Source organism: Ruminococcus intestinalis, assembly GCF_014288065.1.
In the GTDB taxonomy this organism is placed as follows: Bacteria; Bacillota; Clostridia; order Oscillospirales; family Acutalibacteraceae; genus Ruminococcoides; species Ruminococcoides intestinale_A.
On record NZ_JACOPS010000001.1, the window covers coordinates 708,496 to 723,949 of the forward strand.

Here is a 15,454-nt window from a genome sequence, read left to right on the forward strand (position 1 = left end):
TTACGCAGTTTTTTGTCCAATAGGAATCACTCCTTTTTATATTATGAATTTAAAAGCGTAATTTTATGTATCCTGTGAATAAACAGACTCCTTAAGAACGCCTACATAAGGGAGATTTCTGTAACGCTCCGCATAGTCAAGTCCGTAGCCTACAATAAATGCGTCGGGAATTACAGAACCGACATAAGCAACATCAATATCGGTAACTCTTCTGTCAGGCTTGTTGAACAATGTACAAATCTTTACAGACGTAGCATTTTTTGCATAAAGATACTGTGAAATAAAAGCAAGTGTTCTGCCCGAGTCCACAATATCCTCAACAATGAGAATATGCTTGCCGTCAACAGAAGTTGAAATATCTTTCTGAATATTAACTCTGCCCGAGCTTACAGTTGAGTTGCCGTAGCTTGAAACAGCAAGAAAATCTATGCTGAAATCAAGGTTTACTTCCCTCATTAAATCAACCATAAACGATACGCAGCCCTTAAGCAAGCCTACCATTATAAAGTCCTTGCCATTATAATCCTTTTCAATCTCTTTTGCAAGCCTTTTCACAATATTTTTAATATCCTGCTCACTGTAAAGTATTTTTTCGATGTCCTTATGCACAAAAAATCCTCCCTTGTTCACATATTATAATAAATTTTCTTTTTTCTGCACTATAAGATGTCTGAACCGAATTTATCCCCTCACACCACAATATTTCATTATTCACTGCCACAAGCGGAAGTTTATCCCTCAATTCAGACGGAATTTTAAATTCATTCATAGCCTTTCTTAAAGGCTTGGTAATATTTCTGTCCTTGAAAAAAATTTTATCGCCCTGTCTGCGTGTGCGTATCACGGCATTTTTCGTTTCTTTTTCGGACATATAAATCGGATTATCGGTTAAATCGTCAAAATCTGTAATTTCTTTTACAAAATATTTTATATTATCAAATGTAAATTCTTTATTAATAACATTGGCAAATAATATTTCTTCACCGAAATTATTAACAGCTTCGGTATTTTCTATCCGCAGTATTCCCTGTTTTACCACAGCTCGGAAATTACCGCACAAATCAACACAACCGCTTTCAAAAAGAGCATTATCAATAAGTTCGATATGAATATGCTCGGGAATATCGGCTCCGTTTTCAACACAAATTTTTTTGATTACATTCTGCCGTATGATTTTATCCTGCTCACAAATCTTTTTTGCCGAATATCCGAAAGCAAGTCTGCTGTCGGCAACCGCTTTATCTGTCTGTTTGTCAAGATAAACTGACAGAATTTTTGCATCGTCGCACAGTCGCTTTAAAGAAGCTTCAAAACTCGGATTTATCTTTTTCAGCTCGGTGATTACATTATGACGGATTTTGTTTCTTGTGTAATCATCGGTAAGGTTTGTGCTGTCGGTCACATAATCAAGTGAATTTTCACGGCAGTAATTTTCAATGTACGCTCTGTCGCACAAAATCAGCGGTCTGATTATATAATCCCGCCTTTCGGGAATTGCACAAAGTCCGTTAAGCGATGTGCCCCTTACAAGGTTAATCATCAGCGTTTCCGCATTATCGGAAAGCGTGTGTGCAGTTGCGATTTTACAGTTAAGCTTTTTGGAAAGCTCGTCAAATTCTTTATATCTGACATTCCTTCCACAAAGCTCCGTACTGATTTTTTCTTTCTCCGCTATTGACGGGACATTTATTTTTTTTACAAAAAGTTTGACGGAAAGTTTTTTACAAAATTCTCTGCAAAATTCTTCATCTCGCTCTGCCTCTTCGCCCCGTATCATATGATTAATATGGATTGCGTATAATGTAAGATTATATTTTTCTTTTACAGAACAAAGCATATGAAGAAGTGAAACCGAATCTGCTCCGCCCGAAAGCGCAACGGCAACGGAATCATTTTTTTCAATCAGCTTATATTTATTTACAGCCGTCAAAAAAGGATTACTCACTTCTGTCCTCCGTACCTGTAAATCTCATAAACTCACCCTGCCAATGCATTTTTACCGTACGAGCCTCGCCGTGACGGTTTTTGGCTACAATACACTCACCCGAATTTTGATCTGCACCCTGCGGAGAATCGTCCTCGTTTTTATCGTAATATCCCTCACGGTAAAGAAAAAGTACGATGTCAGCATCCTGCTCAATAGAACCCGAATCACGCAAGTCGGAAAGCTGCGGTCTGTGGTCGGTACGCTGTTCGCTTGCACGGGAAAGCTGTGACAGTGTGATAACGGGAACATTCATTTCTTTTGCAAGAATTTTAAGATTTCTTGTGATTTCAGAAATTTCCTGAACTCGGTTATCTATTCTTCTGCCGCTGCCCATAAGCTGTAAGTAGTCAATAATTACAAGGTCAAGTTTTCTCATTCGTCTTAACTTTGATTTCATTTCGGTAATGGTAATACCCGGTGAATCGTCAAGATAAAGCTCCGACTTGCCGAGAATATCGCTTGCCGGAATAAGTCTGTCCCATTCCTCATCGTTTAGCTTACCTATTCTCAGCTTTGTACCTTCAATAAGAGCCTCTGCCGACAATAAACGGCTGGCAAGCTGTTCTTTTGACATTTCCAAAGAGAAAAAAGCAACCGTTTTTTTAGCCGTACAGGCAACATATCGTGCAATATTCAGCGCAAAACTCGTTTTACCCATACCCGGACGGGCGGCGAGCAAAATAAGGTCGCTTCGGTTAAGACCAGTAATTACTCGGTCAAGGTCGCCGATACCCGTAGAAACAGGTTTCATACTGTCGTCTGTTGTGCTGTTGAGAGCGTCAAGTCTGTCAAAAGTCTGCATAATAACAGAGTTAATTCTCTCAAGTCCCTTTTTCTCGTTACCCTGTCTTATGTCAAAGATTTTCTGCTCGGCAGAGTCGATAATAACAGATGTATCTTCCGTACCTGCCGTAGCGTCATCAATGATTTCTCTTGCAGCGGTAATAAGCCTGCGGATATTGTATTTATCTCTTATAACCTCCGCATAAGCCTCGGCATTGGATATTGACGGACAGTTGTTTACAAGGTCATAAAGATATGTCTTGCCTGTTGTTTCGTCAAACGAACCTGTCTGCTTAAGTTTTTCAAGCAATGTGACAAAGTCGATTTTGCCGCCGAAGTTGACCATCTCGGTCATCGTCTTGAAAATCAGCTTATGCAGTGAAACATAAAAATAATCGGGGGACTTGATGTATTCAATTACTTTATCAAAAACATCGCTTTCAAGAATAATCGCACCAAGCAGTGCCTGTTCAGCTTCGGGACTGTACGGCATATGAAGTCCGTCGTAGCTACTTGAAATTTGATTATCCGCCATTTGTCACCCCTCCTTTGCAATCGTAAATAAAATCAAGCCTCTGATACCTTAACGGTAATGTTTGCAACAATACCCGAATAAAGTTTTACATCGGCTTTGTAAGAACCGAATTCTTTAATATCACTTTCAAGAACAACCTTACGCTTGTCTATGTTGATATTATACTGTTTTTTGATTTCCTCGGCAACCTGCTTTGCGGTAATGCTGCCGAAAAGTTTGCCGCCCTGACCTGCTTTTGCTTTCATCTCAAAGGTTTTGCCCTCAAGCTGTGCTTTATAACCCTCTGCCTGCTTTTTCTCGGTAGCAATCTTAAAGTTCTTTGAGTTTTCAGCGTTTCTATATTCATTCATAGCCTGTGCATTTGCCTCTCTTGCAAGGTTCTTAGGAAGAAGAAAATTTCTTGCATATCCGTCAGAAGCATTTACAAGGTCGCCTTTTTTGCCAAGTGCCTTAACATCCTGCAAAAGTATTACTTTCATAATTGTCGTTCCTTTCTGCTATTTGCAACTTGCATCCTCAAGATTTGTATCTATAACTTCGATAAGCATCTTGAGAGCCTGTTCTTTATTTATATCACTAAGCTGTGTAGCCGACATTGTCTGATGTCCGCCACCGCCGAGCTTTTCCATAATAATCTGCACATTTACAGCGCCAAAGCTGCGTGCGGAAATACAAATTTTACCACCGCTTTCATAAATTACAAAAGAGGCTTTTACATTTTCAAGCGTGAGTAATTCGTCCGCTGCCTGTGCAGAGGCAAGTCTTACATCACCGTCAGCGCCCTTTGCGATTGAAATTGCGCAGTTTCTGTATATTTTTGCATCGCATACTATGCTTACTTTTTCACGGTAAGTTTCAATTGAATCGGAGAACATCTGCTTTACATTGATTGTAGTAGCGCCTCTTCTCCTCAAATATGCGGCTGCTTCAAAGGTTCTTACACCTGTTTTTAAAACAAAATTCTTTGTATCAAGCATAATGCCCGCAAGCAAAGCGTCCGCCTGTGCATATCCGATTGCTTTATCATCAATGCAGCTGATAATCTCGCTGCACATTTCACACGCAGACGAAGCAAACGGCTCGTGGCAGAAAACAAGTGCGTTATCTATATAATTAACCGCTCTGCGATGATGGTCAATAACAATGACCTTTTTACATTCATCGTAAAGCTGTGGACTTTCAAGAGAATTTCTCAAATGAGTATCAACAATGATAAGCAAAGTCTTTGGTGTAACCTGTTTCATTGCCTCATCGGGGGTAATAAATATATCTTTTCCTATGTTTTTCTCTGCATAATCAATCAGCTTTTCAGCCATAGTTTTTGTTTTATCAACAACTATTTTTGAATACAGATTAAAAGATTTTTCCATAACCGACTGCATACCGATAGCCGCACCGATACAGTCAAGGTCAGAAAATCTGTGCCCCATAACAAAAACTTTATCGCAATCGTTTATCGTACGCTTGATTGCATTTGCAATAACACGCATACGCACCTTGCTGACCTTTTCGGAAGTAGCGGAAGTACCTCCGAAAAATTCGTAAATATTGTTGCTTATAATAGCAACCTGATCTCCGCCTCTGCCAAGCGCCATATCAAGCGCCTTTCTCGCATTGGTTTCGCTGTCTTTGAGAGAGTTTATGCCTCTGCACAAACCGATAGATACCGTAGCGGTATGCTGACCCGCTTTTATGCTGTGAATTTCCTGTAATATTGGGAACTTTTGTTCAACAAGTTTGTCAACATCGGTTTCTTTAAAGATAATCATATAACGGTTATTGCCGATTATCTTAAACAAAGCGTTATACTCGTTCGCCCATCTCTGCAAGAACGACTGAACATTCAGAGAAACCTCGGAATAAATTTCATCGGATTCGTTTGAAAAGTCATCGCTGTTATCAAAAGTAATAATCGCTACACAAGGACGGGTTGCATTGTACTCACGCATAATTTGCCTGTAATATGTATTCTCCACAAAATAACAAACATATCCCTCGTTTGTAGAAATGACAAAGCCTACAAATTCATTGCCGTTGCAGGCGGTTTCAAATGTATCGTGGTCGGCGACTTCTGTTATTTTCTTGCCGCCTATGTAAGGCGAAATAATATCGCCTTCGGGATTTTTACCGTTGCAGAACTGCTTTCTGAACCTTGTATTGCTCCAAATTATCTCCCCCTCTGCACCAAGCACCGTGACGGGAATTTTGTATTTATCAAGAAATTCGGGATTAAATCCGTTGATTTTCTCGGCTGTACTGCGAACGGTGGTAGCTATATAGTTACGAAAGCGAAGGGTCGAAACGACAACTATACCTGCGGTTACAACCGACACGGCAATCTCAATGTAGCAAAGCACCGGGTCATAGCTGTATGATGCAAAAGACATAGCAAGCATTGCAACCGAAAATATAACAAATGTCGGCATAGTCGTAAAACTTTTCTTCTTCAATTCAAACCCTTCCTTTCGTAGATTTTTAATTATACTTCCTGTAAAATCGGAAGAATCATTGGGGTTCTGCGTGTTTTTTGTGAGATAAGTTTGGAAACATCATCTTTAATTCTGTTCTTGATTATACCCCACTCATGAATGTTGTTGTCTGCACAATCTTCAAGAATGTTGTTTGCAACCTGTCTTACCTCGTCAAGCAAACCCTCGCTCTCACGAACATATACAAAGCCTCTTGATACAATATCAGGGCCGCTGATAACATGACCATCATAAACATCTAGAGATGCAACGATAATGATAAGTCCGTCCTGTCCGAGGTGCTTTCTGTCACGAAGTACAATACTTCCGACATCACCTACTCCAAGACCGTCAACAAATACCTTTCCCGCAGGTACGGCAGGCAATTCTTTCATATAGTTTTCGTTGATTTCAATGCAGCTGCCGACATCGCCGATATAAATATCTTTTCTGTCCATACCGAGGAACATAGCAAGATCGGCGTGTTTTCTTAGGTGCTTTTGCTCGCCGTGAACAGGGATAAAATACTTCGGTTTTACAAGTTTATGAATAATCTTAAGTTCTTCCTGACAAGCATGTCCCGAAACATGAACTTCATACATTGATTCGTAAACGACCTTACAGCCCTTTTTGAGGAGTTCGTCAACAACATTTCCGACTGTTTTTTCGTTACCGGGAATAGGATTGGCAGAAATGATAATAAAGTCACCCTCGCCGACCATAACTTTGCGGTGGTCTGAATATGCCATTCTTGACAACGCACTCATCGGTTCGCCTTGACTGCCTGTAGTAACAAGAACAATTTGCTCTCTCGGGTATCTGTCAAGCATATCAAGGTCAATTAAAATATTTTCAGGCACGCTAAGATAGTCGAGCTCGCTTGCTACAGCCATATAATTGACCATACTTCTGCCCGAAAAAGCTACTTTTCTTCCGTATTTTTCCGCACAATTAATAATCTGCTGTACTCTGTTTACATTTGAAGCAAAGGTAGCAATAATAATTCTGTCGTGCTCCGCTCTTCTGAAAAGATTGTCAAAACTATCCGAAACCGTGCGTTCGGTCTGTGTGTAACCGGGACGCTCTGCGTTTGTGCTTTCAGCAAGAAGAGCCAATACGCCCTCATCGCCTACACGGGCAAAAGCCGACAAATCAATCATATCGCCTGTAATAGGTGTGCAGTCAATTTTAAAGTCGCCTGTATGCACAATTGTGCCTGCGGGTGTGCGGATAGCAAATGCAACCGCATCCGGAATTGAGTGGTTTACATGGATAAACTCAACACTCATACAGCCGAGTTTAATTGTTTCGCCTGCATTAACTCTGTTAAGGCTTGACTCATTATAAAGGCTGTGTTCCTTGAGTTTGTTGCCTACAAGTCCGAGAGTAAGCGCAGTTCCGTAAATCGGAATATTCACCCTGCCAAGTAAGAACGGAAGTCCTCCGATGTGGTCTTCGTGACCGTGAGTAAGCACAATACCTCTGATTTTGTCTTGATTCTGTTCGATATAAGTAAAATCAGGGATAACGAGGTCAACACCGAGCATATCTCCGTCAGGGAAAGCCATACCGCAGTCAACAAGAATTATATCGTTCTCGCACTCAATCATTGTAATGTTCTTGCCGATTTCGTTAAGCCCTCCAAGGAAAGCAATCTTTACAGACGGCTTGTTTTTAATCGGTTTAAACTGTTTTTGATAAGGCTTTTTGCGGTAATTCTTTGAATATTTAAAATTTTTATTACCGCCCTTAAAAGTACCTCCCTTAAAAGATTCGGATGCTCCCTTGCCCTGCGACGGCTTGTAAGAAGACCTTCCGTAATTTTTTTTACCTTTTGAGTACTTATTGTAGCTGTTGCTTTTTCTTCGATTATCGTACTTAAATTCTGTACTCACAAATTTACCTCCATATTTCTTAAAATTTATTAAAATTAACATTTCACACAATACAGGCATAAATTCCTTTTGTATGTATAAAAATATAAAGCCTGAAAATTCGTAATAAATACAAAGTTCTGATATAAAACGGTCATATCAGCAAAATGAAATATTAATTATTATATACAGTATAAATATATTTTGAATCCGTATTTAATACAGATTAAATCCTAATTGTAATCTTCTTTATTGTACCGCAAATCAAAGAGCAATGTCAAGCGTGTTAAAGAATTAAAAGACAATTTTAATATTACATTTAAGTAAACATTCCATATATTTCTATTTTAGTATGCTCAATATTTGAATTTTAAAATCATAATTACGGAAGATTTTAAAATTAAGAATTATGATTTAATAAATTCCGTAAATAATATAATTAAATTGAAAAAATAAACATAAAATATGGTTGCATTTGGTGATTTTGCGTATTATAATATAGGTTGAACATCAGCTAAGGAGAATTGCAAATGAAACAAGTTGAAATTTTTACAGACGGAGCTTGCAGCGGCAATCCGGGACCCGGTGGCTGGGGTGCGATTTTGAGATATAATGAGCACGAAAAAGAAATCTCGGGAGGAGAAGCCGTCACCACAAACAACCGTATGGAAATTAGTGCCGTAATCGGTGCGCTTTCACTCCTTAAAGAGCCTTGCAATGTAACTCTGTACAGCGATTCTCAATATGTTTGCAACGCATTAAAGCTCGGTTGGGCTAAAAAATGGAAAGCAAACGGTTGGATGCGCAACAAAAAAGAAAAAGCGCTTAATCCCGAGCTTTGGGACAAGCTGCTGTCTTTATGTGACATTCATAATGTTGATGTTGTATGGGTAAAAGGTCACGCAGGACATCCCGAAAACGAGCGTTGCGACCGTTTGGCGGTTGCCGAGGCGCACAAGTTTTCAAAAGCCTGACTGACCGATTTTTATATAGATATAGATAGGAGATTATCAAGTATGAGATATATTTATGCAGACAACTCCGCTACAACAGCTATATCGCCTACAGTGCTTGAAAAAATGATGCCTGTACTCACCGAGTACTACGGCAACCCGTCAAGCCTTTACAGAATAGGCGGTAAAGCCAAGGAAATTCTTGAAAACTCAAGAGAAAATATTGCAAAAAACCTTGGTGCTGCTAATGCTAATGAGATATACTTCACCTCAGGCGGCAGTGAATCTGACAACTGGGCATTAAAGGGCGTTTGCAGAGCCCTTAAGGCAAAAGGCAAAAAACACATTATCACTTCTAAGTTTGAGCATCACGCTATTCTTCACACATGCCAGACTCTTGAAAAAGAGGGCTTTGAGGTAACTTACCTTGATGTGTACGAAAACGGTATTGTTCATCCCGAAGATGTAGAAAACGCTATCAGAGAAGATACAGCTATTGTATCTATTATGTATGCAAACAATGAAATCGGTACTATCCAGCCAATTACCGAAATCGGAGCAATTTGCAAAAAGCACAAAGTAATTTTCCATACCGACGCTGTTCAGGCTGCCGGCTATGTAAAAATAAATGTTCAGGAGCAGAATATTGATATGCTTTCAATGACTGCTCATAAATTACACGGACCTAAGGGCATCGGACTTCTCTATGTAAGAAGAGGTATCAGATTAGAGAATTTAATTGACGGCGGTGCTCAGGAAAGAAATAAAAGAGCCGGTACAGAAAATGTTGCGGGAGTAGTAGGACTTGACGCAGCTCTTCAGGAAGCCGTTGACACAATGGACGAAAGAAGAGAGCATCTTGAAAAATTGCGTGACAGACTTATTGACGGACTCCTCAAAATTGAGCGTTCAAGAGTAAACGGCGACAGAGTTCACCGCTTACCCGGTAATGTAAATATGTGCTTTGAGGGCATTGAAGGCGAAAGCCTGCTCTTAAGACTTGATATGAACGGAATTTCGGCGTCTTCGGGTTCAGCTTGTACTTCGGGTAGCCTTGACCCAAGCCATGTTCTTCTCGCTATCGGTCTACCTCACGAAATCGCACATGGCAGTATGCGTCTTACTTTCTCGGCAGAGCTTACAGACGAAGATGTTGACTATATGCTCGAGGTTATTCCGCAGGTTGTAACATACTTAAGAAATATGTCACCTCTCTGGGAAAAAATTAAAAAGCAAGAGGCTCAAGAAGCCCTTAATAAATAAACAGGAGGCTTAGTTATGGCTTATTCAGAAAAGGTAATGGACCACTTTGCCAACCCAAGAAATGTTGGTGAAATTCCTGATGCCGACGGCATCGGTGAAGTTGGTAACTCAAAATGTGGCGACATTATGAAAATGTATATCAAAGTTAAGGACAACACTATTGTAGATGTTAAGTTCAAAACTTTTGGTTGCGGTGCAGCTATTGCTACAAGCAGTATGGCAACAGAGCTTATCAAGGGTAAATCTATTGATGAGGCTTTAAAACTTACAAACAAGGCAGTTATGGAGGCTCTTGACGGACTTCCGCCTGTAAAGGTTCACTGTTCTGTACTTGCCGAGCAGGCTATCAAGGCTGCTCTTGCAGACTACTACAAAAGAAACGGTATCGACCCAACACCTATCATAGGTGAAATCGGCGACTGCGACGATTGTCATTGCCATTAATCAAAATTTTAGGACAGGCTTTGTGCCTGTCCTTTTTTGTTGTTTCTTTATCAAAAGTTGAGATAAATTATAATTTAGCGGAGTGTAGGTCGGGCATTAAAATTTAGCTAACGCTAAATTATCCTCCCAAAAACAAAAAAGTTTACTCAATTTTTTCAAAAATTGCGGGTTTGGGCAGCGCCCATAAAATCTTCCGATACAACAATTTATCAGGCGCAAACAGCCACGCTGTTTGCGTGCTAAAACTAAGTTTTGTTAAAACAGGCGACAGCCTTTTATAAAAGAAATGATTAACTTTTCATTATATAACGAATAGCTTTTCTTTTTGCTTTCGCATTTAAAGACTAACGCCGTTGTATTCAAGCCGCCAAACAGCGAGCTGTTCGGCTATCGTTAGCTTGCATAAACGGAAAGTATTTGTGGGCTTTGCCCACACCCACGACCTTTGAAAAGGTCGACCAAACTTTTATAATTGTTTGGTAAATCATTTCGCTAAACAATAATTTATCTAAATGAATATTATTTACAAAACTGAAAATAATAATATCGGTGATGAAAAATGTATAAAGATATGCCGTTAGGCTTTGTAAATGCACTTGCAAAAAATGAAAGTGCAATGCAAAAATTTGCTCAAATGGAAAAAGACGAAAAAGAAATCGTGCTTGAAAAAGCGCACAATGTTTCATCCAAACAGGAAATGCAAAACCTCATCAACAGCATAGGCTCATAACTAAAGACGGTCTTTCGACCGCCTTTTTTCTTTAAAATAATTACAAATTTGAACTGTTATCAAAGCGTTTTCGTAAAAGTTTTAAAGCCTTGGTTTCAATTCTGCTTACATACGAACGGGAAATATTCAATTTCTGTGCAATCTTTTTCTGCGTAAGCGGCTCGCTCCCGTCAAGTCCGTAGCGCATAACAATTATCATTTTTTCCCTTGGTGAAAGTTCTTCGTTAATAAACTGACTGAGCTTTTTACTGTTGAGTTGAAAATCAATCTGCTCAAGTATATTGTCATCAACCGCCATTATATCAAGCAAAGTCAGCGGATTTCCGTCCTTATCGCTGTCAATCGCTTCGTTGAGTGAAATATCCTGCGCCGTCTTTTTAGCATTACGGAAATGCATTAATATTTCATTCTCGATACATCGTGACGCATAACTTGAAAGCTTAATTTTTTTGCTTATGTCATAGGTATTTATCGCTTTTATAAGTCCGATAGTGCCGATTGACACAAGATCATCTTGTTCACTCTGATTGCCGTAATATTTTTTTATAATGTGTGCCACAAGCCTTAAATTATGTTCAACAAGAATATTTCTCGCCTCTATATCCCCTTTTGCACTCCGCACAAGATACTCGTGCTCCTCTTTTTCGGAAAGAGGTTTTGGAAAAGAGCCGTTTCCGCAGATATGAAGAATAAAAAAGCAAAGGTACTGCCCCAGAAAATTAATTAATTCAATCAAAAAATCACCCCTGACAATGCTTATAATCGGATTTATACCTAATTATAAGTATTCAGTCAGGAGTGAGATTTTGCTTGTACCCACCTAAATATCGTAAGAAATAATTTTTTTATTCTTAATTACAATTTCTTTGTTGCAAATATCTTTTGCCGCCATTTTATGAGAAATCAAAATACAAGTTTTATCTTTGAGTGTTTTAAGATTTTTAAGCAGTTGAACTTCTGTTTCGGCGTCAAGTGCCGAGGTTGCCTCATCAAAAATAATAATCGGAGAATTACAGTAAACCGCTCTCGCAATCGCAATTCTTTGTATCTGACCCTCCGACAAGCCCTTTCCGTTCTCACCCACGACAGTATCAAGTCCATTTGGCAATCTGTTTATAAAATCATAAGCGCAGGCAATTTTCGCAGACTCAATAATTCTTTCGTCATCGGGATTATTCGATACAAATGCAATGTTATCTCTGATTGTACCAGAAAGCAGAAAATTACCTTGCGGCACATACGAAAACATACATCTTATATTTTTATCGACAAACACATTTTCTCCGTTTGAAAGTGAAAGATAAATCTCGCCTTTATCGGGTGAAATTACATTAAGCAAAAGCTTTGTAAGCGTACTTTTGCCTATTCCCGAAATTCCCGCAAGCAATGCAAAATCACCTTTTTTTAGCACAAGACTTGTATTTTCAAGCACATTTTCCCTGCCGTAGCTGAAAGTAATATTATCAATAACTATTTTTTCTGTCTTATCATACAGCTTTTCGGTATCAATTGCAGAATTATTTACCACATCTTCATTATCGAGATTTTCAATATCCATAAGTCGCTCCGCACTTGCAAGAGCAGAATAATATGACGGCAAAATACTGCTGATACCACGAACAGGGCCTTGAATTTGCGACACAAGCGCAAGCATAGAAGTCAATACACCGTATGTAATGGTATGTTCGCTGATTGCAAAAGCACCCCAAATTAAAGCATACATATATCCGAGGGCAAATATAAAAGAAAATCCGGTTGTGGCAACTATAGAGATATAATTTCTTATTCGTTTTATTTTAAAATTATTCTGTTGCAAATTCATAGCATTTTCAGACACCTTATTTTCAGCGCCAAAAACTTTTACCACAAGCAGACTTGAAAAAATCTCCTGAAAAAACGACCTTGTCTTACCGTCAGATTCCTGTACCGCCTTATGCAATGTTTTCATTTTTGACTTAAAAAGCAGCACAACAACAAACATCAGTGCACCACCGAAAACAAAAACAAGGCTGAAAGTTTTATCAATAGCAAACAGTACAACAAAAACACCAACCAATTTTACGATAAAATATACCATATTCGGCACTATAGAAATAATCGAACTGACTAAAACCGACACATCGCTTGTTATTCTGTTAAGTAGTTCGCCGGTGTGTATGCTTGAAATCTCATTATATTTTTTTCTGATAATATTATCGAAAATATCTTGTTTTATAGAAATTTCAAGTTTTGACGATACATTGAAAGTCAGCACCTTACTTATAATTCTTATGACAAGCTGTGCGATCGTAAGTGAAATAAGTATAATTGCGAAATACACAATTCCGCCGACATCAGAGTTAACCGCCGAATCCACAATACCCCTCGACAAAGTAGCGACCGCAACACCGAGATATGCCATTCCGCCGAAAATAAGAGACATAATTATAATACCTAAAACCTGTGGTTTGGCTTTTTTTACTATCCACTTATTGGTTTCGGAATCAAGTATTTTTTTCAGCTTTTCCATAGCTATCTCCTGTCAGTTAAAAATTTTTCGCAAATTTCCGCCGATTCAATATTCATATTGCATTTTAGCAAATAGAAATAATTTTCCTTAATCAACTTATCAGCCGTATTTAACATATATCCCGCATATTCATCATCAAGAGAAAATTTAATCGTATTTTTATATATTCTTGAAAAAATACTGTTTTTGTCAAGGACTTCAATACTGTTCTCCTCTGCCCTTTCAAGAAAAATAATGCCGCCGAGTTTTGCACGGATATTTTTATTTATGCCCGTTCCACCGTCAAAGGGCGAACCGTACACATACCAATCATTGTCAATAAATCTGATAATCGGTTTATCATCATTGATTATCTGTACATTTTCAGCGCCGAATTTTTTTTTCCACAGTTTAGTGTGCGTTGACTTGCCCACTCCCGAATCGGCAGAAAAAAGATACGCTTTGCCTTTATAAAGGATTGCAGACGAATGGAGAAATATTGCATTATATTTCAGAATTTTTTTATTGAAAGTATCGGCAAGAAAAATTGATTCCAAATTACCAAGTGTTAAGTGAGTATTTTTTTCTGCTCTTTTTCGTATATAATCCTCACGAATCGAAATTTTAATTTGAACAGGTTCGTTGCCCGAATACTCATAATTCTTTGCATTTTTTTCAAATGTCGGAAATTTAGGTCTTATATCGCTTATAATATCAGCAATTTTGTAAATTGGCATAACATCACCAAATTTTATTATATAACAAAATCTAAAAATAAGCAAGAAAAAGCACAGATGTTGCCACCTGTGCTTAAGTTTAATAATTTAGTTTTGACCGTGAGCGATAAATGTCTGAATTGCTGTAGCATCAATTATATCAATAATTCTGTCCTTGTTAAAGTCGGCAGCCTTAACAGCGTCATCTGTTAATACAGACTCACCTGCAATGTAACGCTGTAGAAGTGTTACATCATTAATATCTATCTTGCCGTCAAGATTAACATCACCCGAAATCACCTTTTTATCAAGATGAACAAAAGGAATGTTGTTCTGCTCGGCATAGCTTTCTGCAACTGTATCGTAATAGCCATATAAAGTTAGGTTAGGACAGTTGTAAAAAGCACCGTTTGCAATGTCTGTAATGTTCTTTGAAAGTGTAAGCTCGGTAAGTGCAGAGCAGTTATAAAAAGCATAGCTGCCAATAGACTTTACTGTGCTTGGAATATTAATCTTCTCAAGCGAAATGCAGTTGCCAAATGCCTGCTCGGGAATTACTGACACATTGCTGTAAATAGAAACATTCTTTAAAGCTGTGCAATCCTGAAAAGCAAACTCGCCAATGCTGTTTAGCCAACCGGGAATTATAATTTCCTCAATAGAACTGCAAGCGTAAAAAGCATATTTGCCAATGCTCTTTAATGACATTGCATTTGTAAATGAAATGCTTGTAAGCTTAGTATTGTTTGAAAATGCACGAGGAGCAATTTTTGTTACAGGGTAATCACTGATTGTGTTCGGCACTACAATATCGGTAGTACGATTATTATAATCATATCCGTAAATTACCGCCTCAGAATTTTCAATCAAATAATAAAAACCGTCTTTACTTACAAGGTATGAGTCTGCACTAAACTGAACGGCAGACATTAAAAGCAATGATAAAGCTAAAACAAAAACAGAAAGCTTTTTTGCAATGGTTTTAATCATAAAAATCACCTTTTATAGTAAGGCAGTCAAAAGACTGCCTTACCAAAATTATGTGTTATTATTAGAGGTCGCCCTCTTCACCGCCGGATTCGTAACCTGGATTCTCAGGATTGCTATATTTTAAACCAGGGTCATCGGTTCCGCCACCAGCAAGAATATCCTCAAAAGAGAATTTTTGAATCTCAATTTCAGGGGAAATATAAGATTTTTTCATAATTGCCTC

Annotated in this window: 15 protein-coding genes; 4 read left to right on the plus strand and 11 right to left on the minus strand. The window is 38.4% G+C overall.

Features of this window, described 5'->3' with window-relative positions; all coding sequences use genetic code 11:
* Nucleotides 1-63 precede the first annotated feature (63 nt).
* Genes hpt through H8R91_RS03545 form a run of 6 tightly spaced genes read right to left on the minus strand, consistent with a single transcriptional unit; the run spans nucleotide 64 to nucleotide 7,668 of the window.
* Entirely contained in the window at nucleotides 64-609 is a 546-nt protein-coding gene (hpt, locus tag H8R91_RS03520) for a hypoxanthine phosphoribosyltransferase (protein ID WP_186934880.1), read from the minus strand.
* Nucleotides 602-1,945 (minus strand): tRNA lysidine(34) synthetase TilS, encoded by a 1,344-nt coding sequence (gene tilS, locus H8R91_RS03525; protein ID WP_186934881.1) that lies wholly within the window; start codon nucleotides 1,943-1,945, stop codon nucleotides 602-604. Before tilS ends, hpt begins: the two co-directional genes overlap by 8 nt.
* Nucleotides 1,938-3,305: a replicative DNA helicase gene (gene dnaB, locus H8R91_RS03530; RefSeq protein WP_022235188.1), complete on the minus strand. Its 1,368-nt coding sequence runs from the start codon at nucleotides 3,303-3,305 to the stop codon at nucleotides 1,938-1,940. The genes tilS and dnaB overlap by 8 nt, the downstream gene beginning before the upstream one ends.
* 32 nt (nucleotides 3,306-3,337) lie before the next feature.
* Nucleotides 3,338-3,784, minus strand: coding sequence for a 50S ribosomal protein L9 (gene rplI, locus H8R91_RS03535; protein WP_022235189.1), 447 nt, complete (start codon nucleotides 3,782-3,784; stop codon nucleotides 3,338-3,340).
* Nucleotides 3,785-3,802: 18 nt separating this feature from the next.
* Nucleotides 3,803-5,755, minus strand: coding sequence for a GGDEF domain-containing protein (locus tag H8R91_RS03540; protein WP_186934882.1), 1,953 nt, complete (start codon nucleotides 5,753-5,755; stop codon nucleotides 3,803-3,805).
* Nucleotides 5,756-5,784: 29 nt separating this feature from the next.
* Nucleotides 5,785-7,668: a ribonuclease J gene (locus H8R91_RS03545; RefSeq protein WP_366477067.1), complete on the minus strand. Its 1,884-nt coding sequence runs from the start codon at nucleotides 7,666-7,668 to the stop codon at nucleotides 5,785-5,787.
* A gap of 509 nt (nucleotides 7,669-8,177) precedes the next feature.
* Here H8R91_RS03545 and rnhA point away from each other — a divergent pair.
* The 4 genes from rnhA (at nucleotide 8,178) to H8R91_RS03565 (ending at nucleotide 11,037) form a co-directional block, all read left to right on the plus strand.
* Nucleotides 8,178-8,621 carry a ribonuclease HI gene (gene rnhA, locus H8R91_RS03550; protein WP_022234884.1) on the plus strand — a complete coding sequence of 148 codons (444 nt, stop codon included), beginning with the start codon at nucleotides 8,178-8,180 and terminating at the stop codon, nucleotides 8,619-8,621.
* A gap of 42 nt (nucleotides 8,622-8,663) precedes the next feature.
* A complete protein-coding gene (nifS, locus tag H8R91_RS03555; RefSeq protein ID WP_186934884.1) occupies nucleotides 8,664-9,863 on the plus strand; it encodes a cysteine desulfurase NifS in 1,200 nt (399 codons plus the stop codon).
* A 15-nt stretch (nucleotides 9,864-9,878) separates the two neighbouring features.
* Nucleotides 9,879-10,307, plus strand: coding sequence for a Fe-S cluster assembly scaffold protein NifU (nifU, locus tag H8R91_RS03560; protein WP_186934885.1), 429 nt, complete (start codon nucleotides 9,879-9,881; stop codon nucleotides 10,305-10,307).
* Nucleotides 10,308-10,866: 559 nt separating this feature from the next.
* Nucleotides 10,867-11,037, plus strand: coding sequence for a hypothetical protein (locus H8R91_RS03565; RefSeq protein WP_022234881.1), 171 nt, complete (start codon nucleotides 10,867-10,869; stop codon nucleotides 11,035-11,037).
* Nucleotides 11,038-11,077: 40 nt separating this feature from the next.
* Here the strand turns inward: H8R91_RS03565 and sigK are convergent, their stop codons facing one another.
* The 5 genes from sigK to H8R91_RS03590 form a co-directional block, all read right to left on the minus strand.
* Nucleotides 11,078-11,773 (minus strand): RNA polymerase sporulation sigma factor SigK, encoded by a 696-nt coding sequence (gene sigK, locus H8R91_RS03570; RefSeq protein ID WP_186934886.1) that lies wholly within the window; start codon nucleotides 11,771-11,773, stop codon nucleotides 11,078-11,080.
* Nucleotides 11,774-11,857: 84 nt separating this feature from the next.
* Nucleotides 11,858-13,546 carry an ABC transporter ATP-binding protein gene (locus tag H8R91_RS03575; RefSeq protein ID WP_186934887.1) on the minus strand — a complete coding sequence of 563 codons (1,689 nt, stop codon included), beginning with the start codon at nucleotides 13,544-13,546 and terminating at the stop codon, nucleotides 11,858-11,860.
* A gap of 2 nt (nucleotides 13,547-13,548) precedes the next feature.
* On the minus strand, nucleotides 13,549-14,262 hold the full coding sequence (locus H8R91_RS03580) for a hypothetical protein (RefSeq protein WP_186934888.1): 714 nt from the start codon (nucleotides 14,260-14,262) through the stop codon (nucleotides 13,549-13,551).
* A gap of 87 nt (nucleotides 14,263-14,349) precedes the next feature.
* Nucleotides 14,350-15,231: a leucine-rich repeat protein gene (locus H8R91_RS03585; RefSeq protein ID WP_186934889.1), complete on the minus strand. Its 882-nt coding sequence runs from the start codon at nucleotides 15,229-15,231 to the stop codon at nucleotides 14,350-14,352.
* A 61-nt stretch (nucleotides 15,232-15,292) separates the two neighbouring features.
* Nucleotides 15,293-15,445 carry a hypothetical protein gene (locus H8R91_RS03590; RefSeq protein ID WP_022234876.1) on the minus strand — a complete coding sequence of 51 codons (153 nt, stop codon included), beginning with the start codon at nucleotides 15,443-15,445 and terminating at the stop codon, nucleotides 15,293-15,295.
* Nucleotides 15,446-15,454: the final 9 nt, after the last annotated feature.

Bases quoted from the DNA above. Each gene is read 5' to 3' on its own strand.
- rnhA (WP_022234884.1), top strand. From the start codon at position 8,178: ATGAAACAAGTTGAAATTTTTACAGACGGAGCTTGCAGCGGCAATCCG.
- nifS (WP_186934884.1), top strand. From the start codon at position 8,664: ATGAGATATATTTATGCAGACAACTCCGCTACAACAGCTATATCGCCT.
- H8R91_RS03585 (WP_186934889.1), bottom strand. From the start codon at position 15,231: ATGATTAAAACCATTGCAAAAAAGCTTTCTGTTTTTGTTTTAGCTTTA.
- H8R91_RS03565 (WP_022234881.1), top strand. From the start codon at position 10,867: ATGTATAAAGATATGCCGTTAGGCTTTGTAAATGCACTTGCAAAAAAT.
- H8R91_RS03590 (WP_022234876.1), bottom strand. From the start codon at position 15,445: ATGAAAAAATCTTATATTTCCCCTGAAATTGAGATTCAAAAATTCTCT.
- nifU (WP_186934885.1), top strand. From the start codon at position 9,879: ATGGCTTATTCAGAAAAGGTAATGGACCACTTTGCCAACCCAAGAAAT.
- H8R91_RS03580 (WP_186934888.1), bottom strand. From the start codon at position 14,262: ATGCCAATTTACAAAATTGCTGATATTATAAGCGATATAAGACCTAAA.
- rplI (WP_022235189.1), bottom strand. From the start codon at position 3,784: ATGAAAGTAATACTTTTGCAGGATGTTAAGGCACTTGGCAAAAAAGGC.
- H8R91_RS03575 (WP_186934887.1), bottom strand. From the start codon at position 13,546: ATGGAAAAGCTGAAAAAAATACTTGATTCCGAAACCAATAAGTGGATA.
- dnaB (WP_022235188.1), bottom strand. From the start codon at position 3,305: ATGGCGGATAATCAAATTTCAAGTAGCTACGACGGACTTCATATGCCG.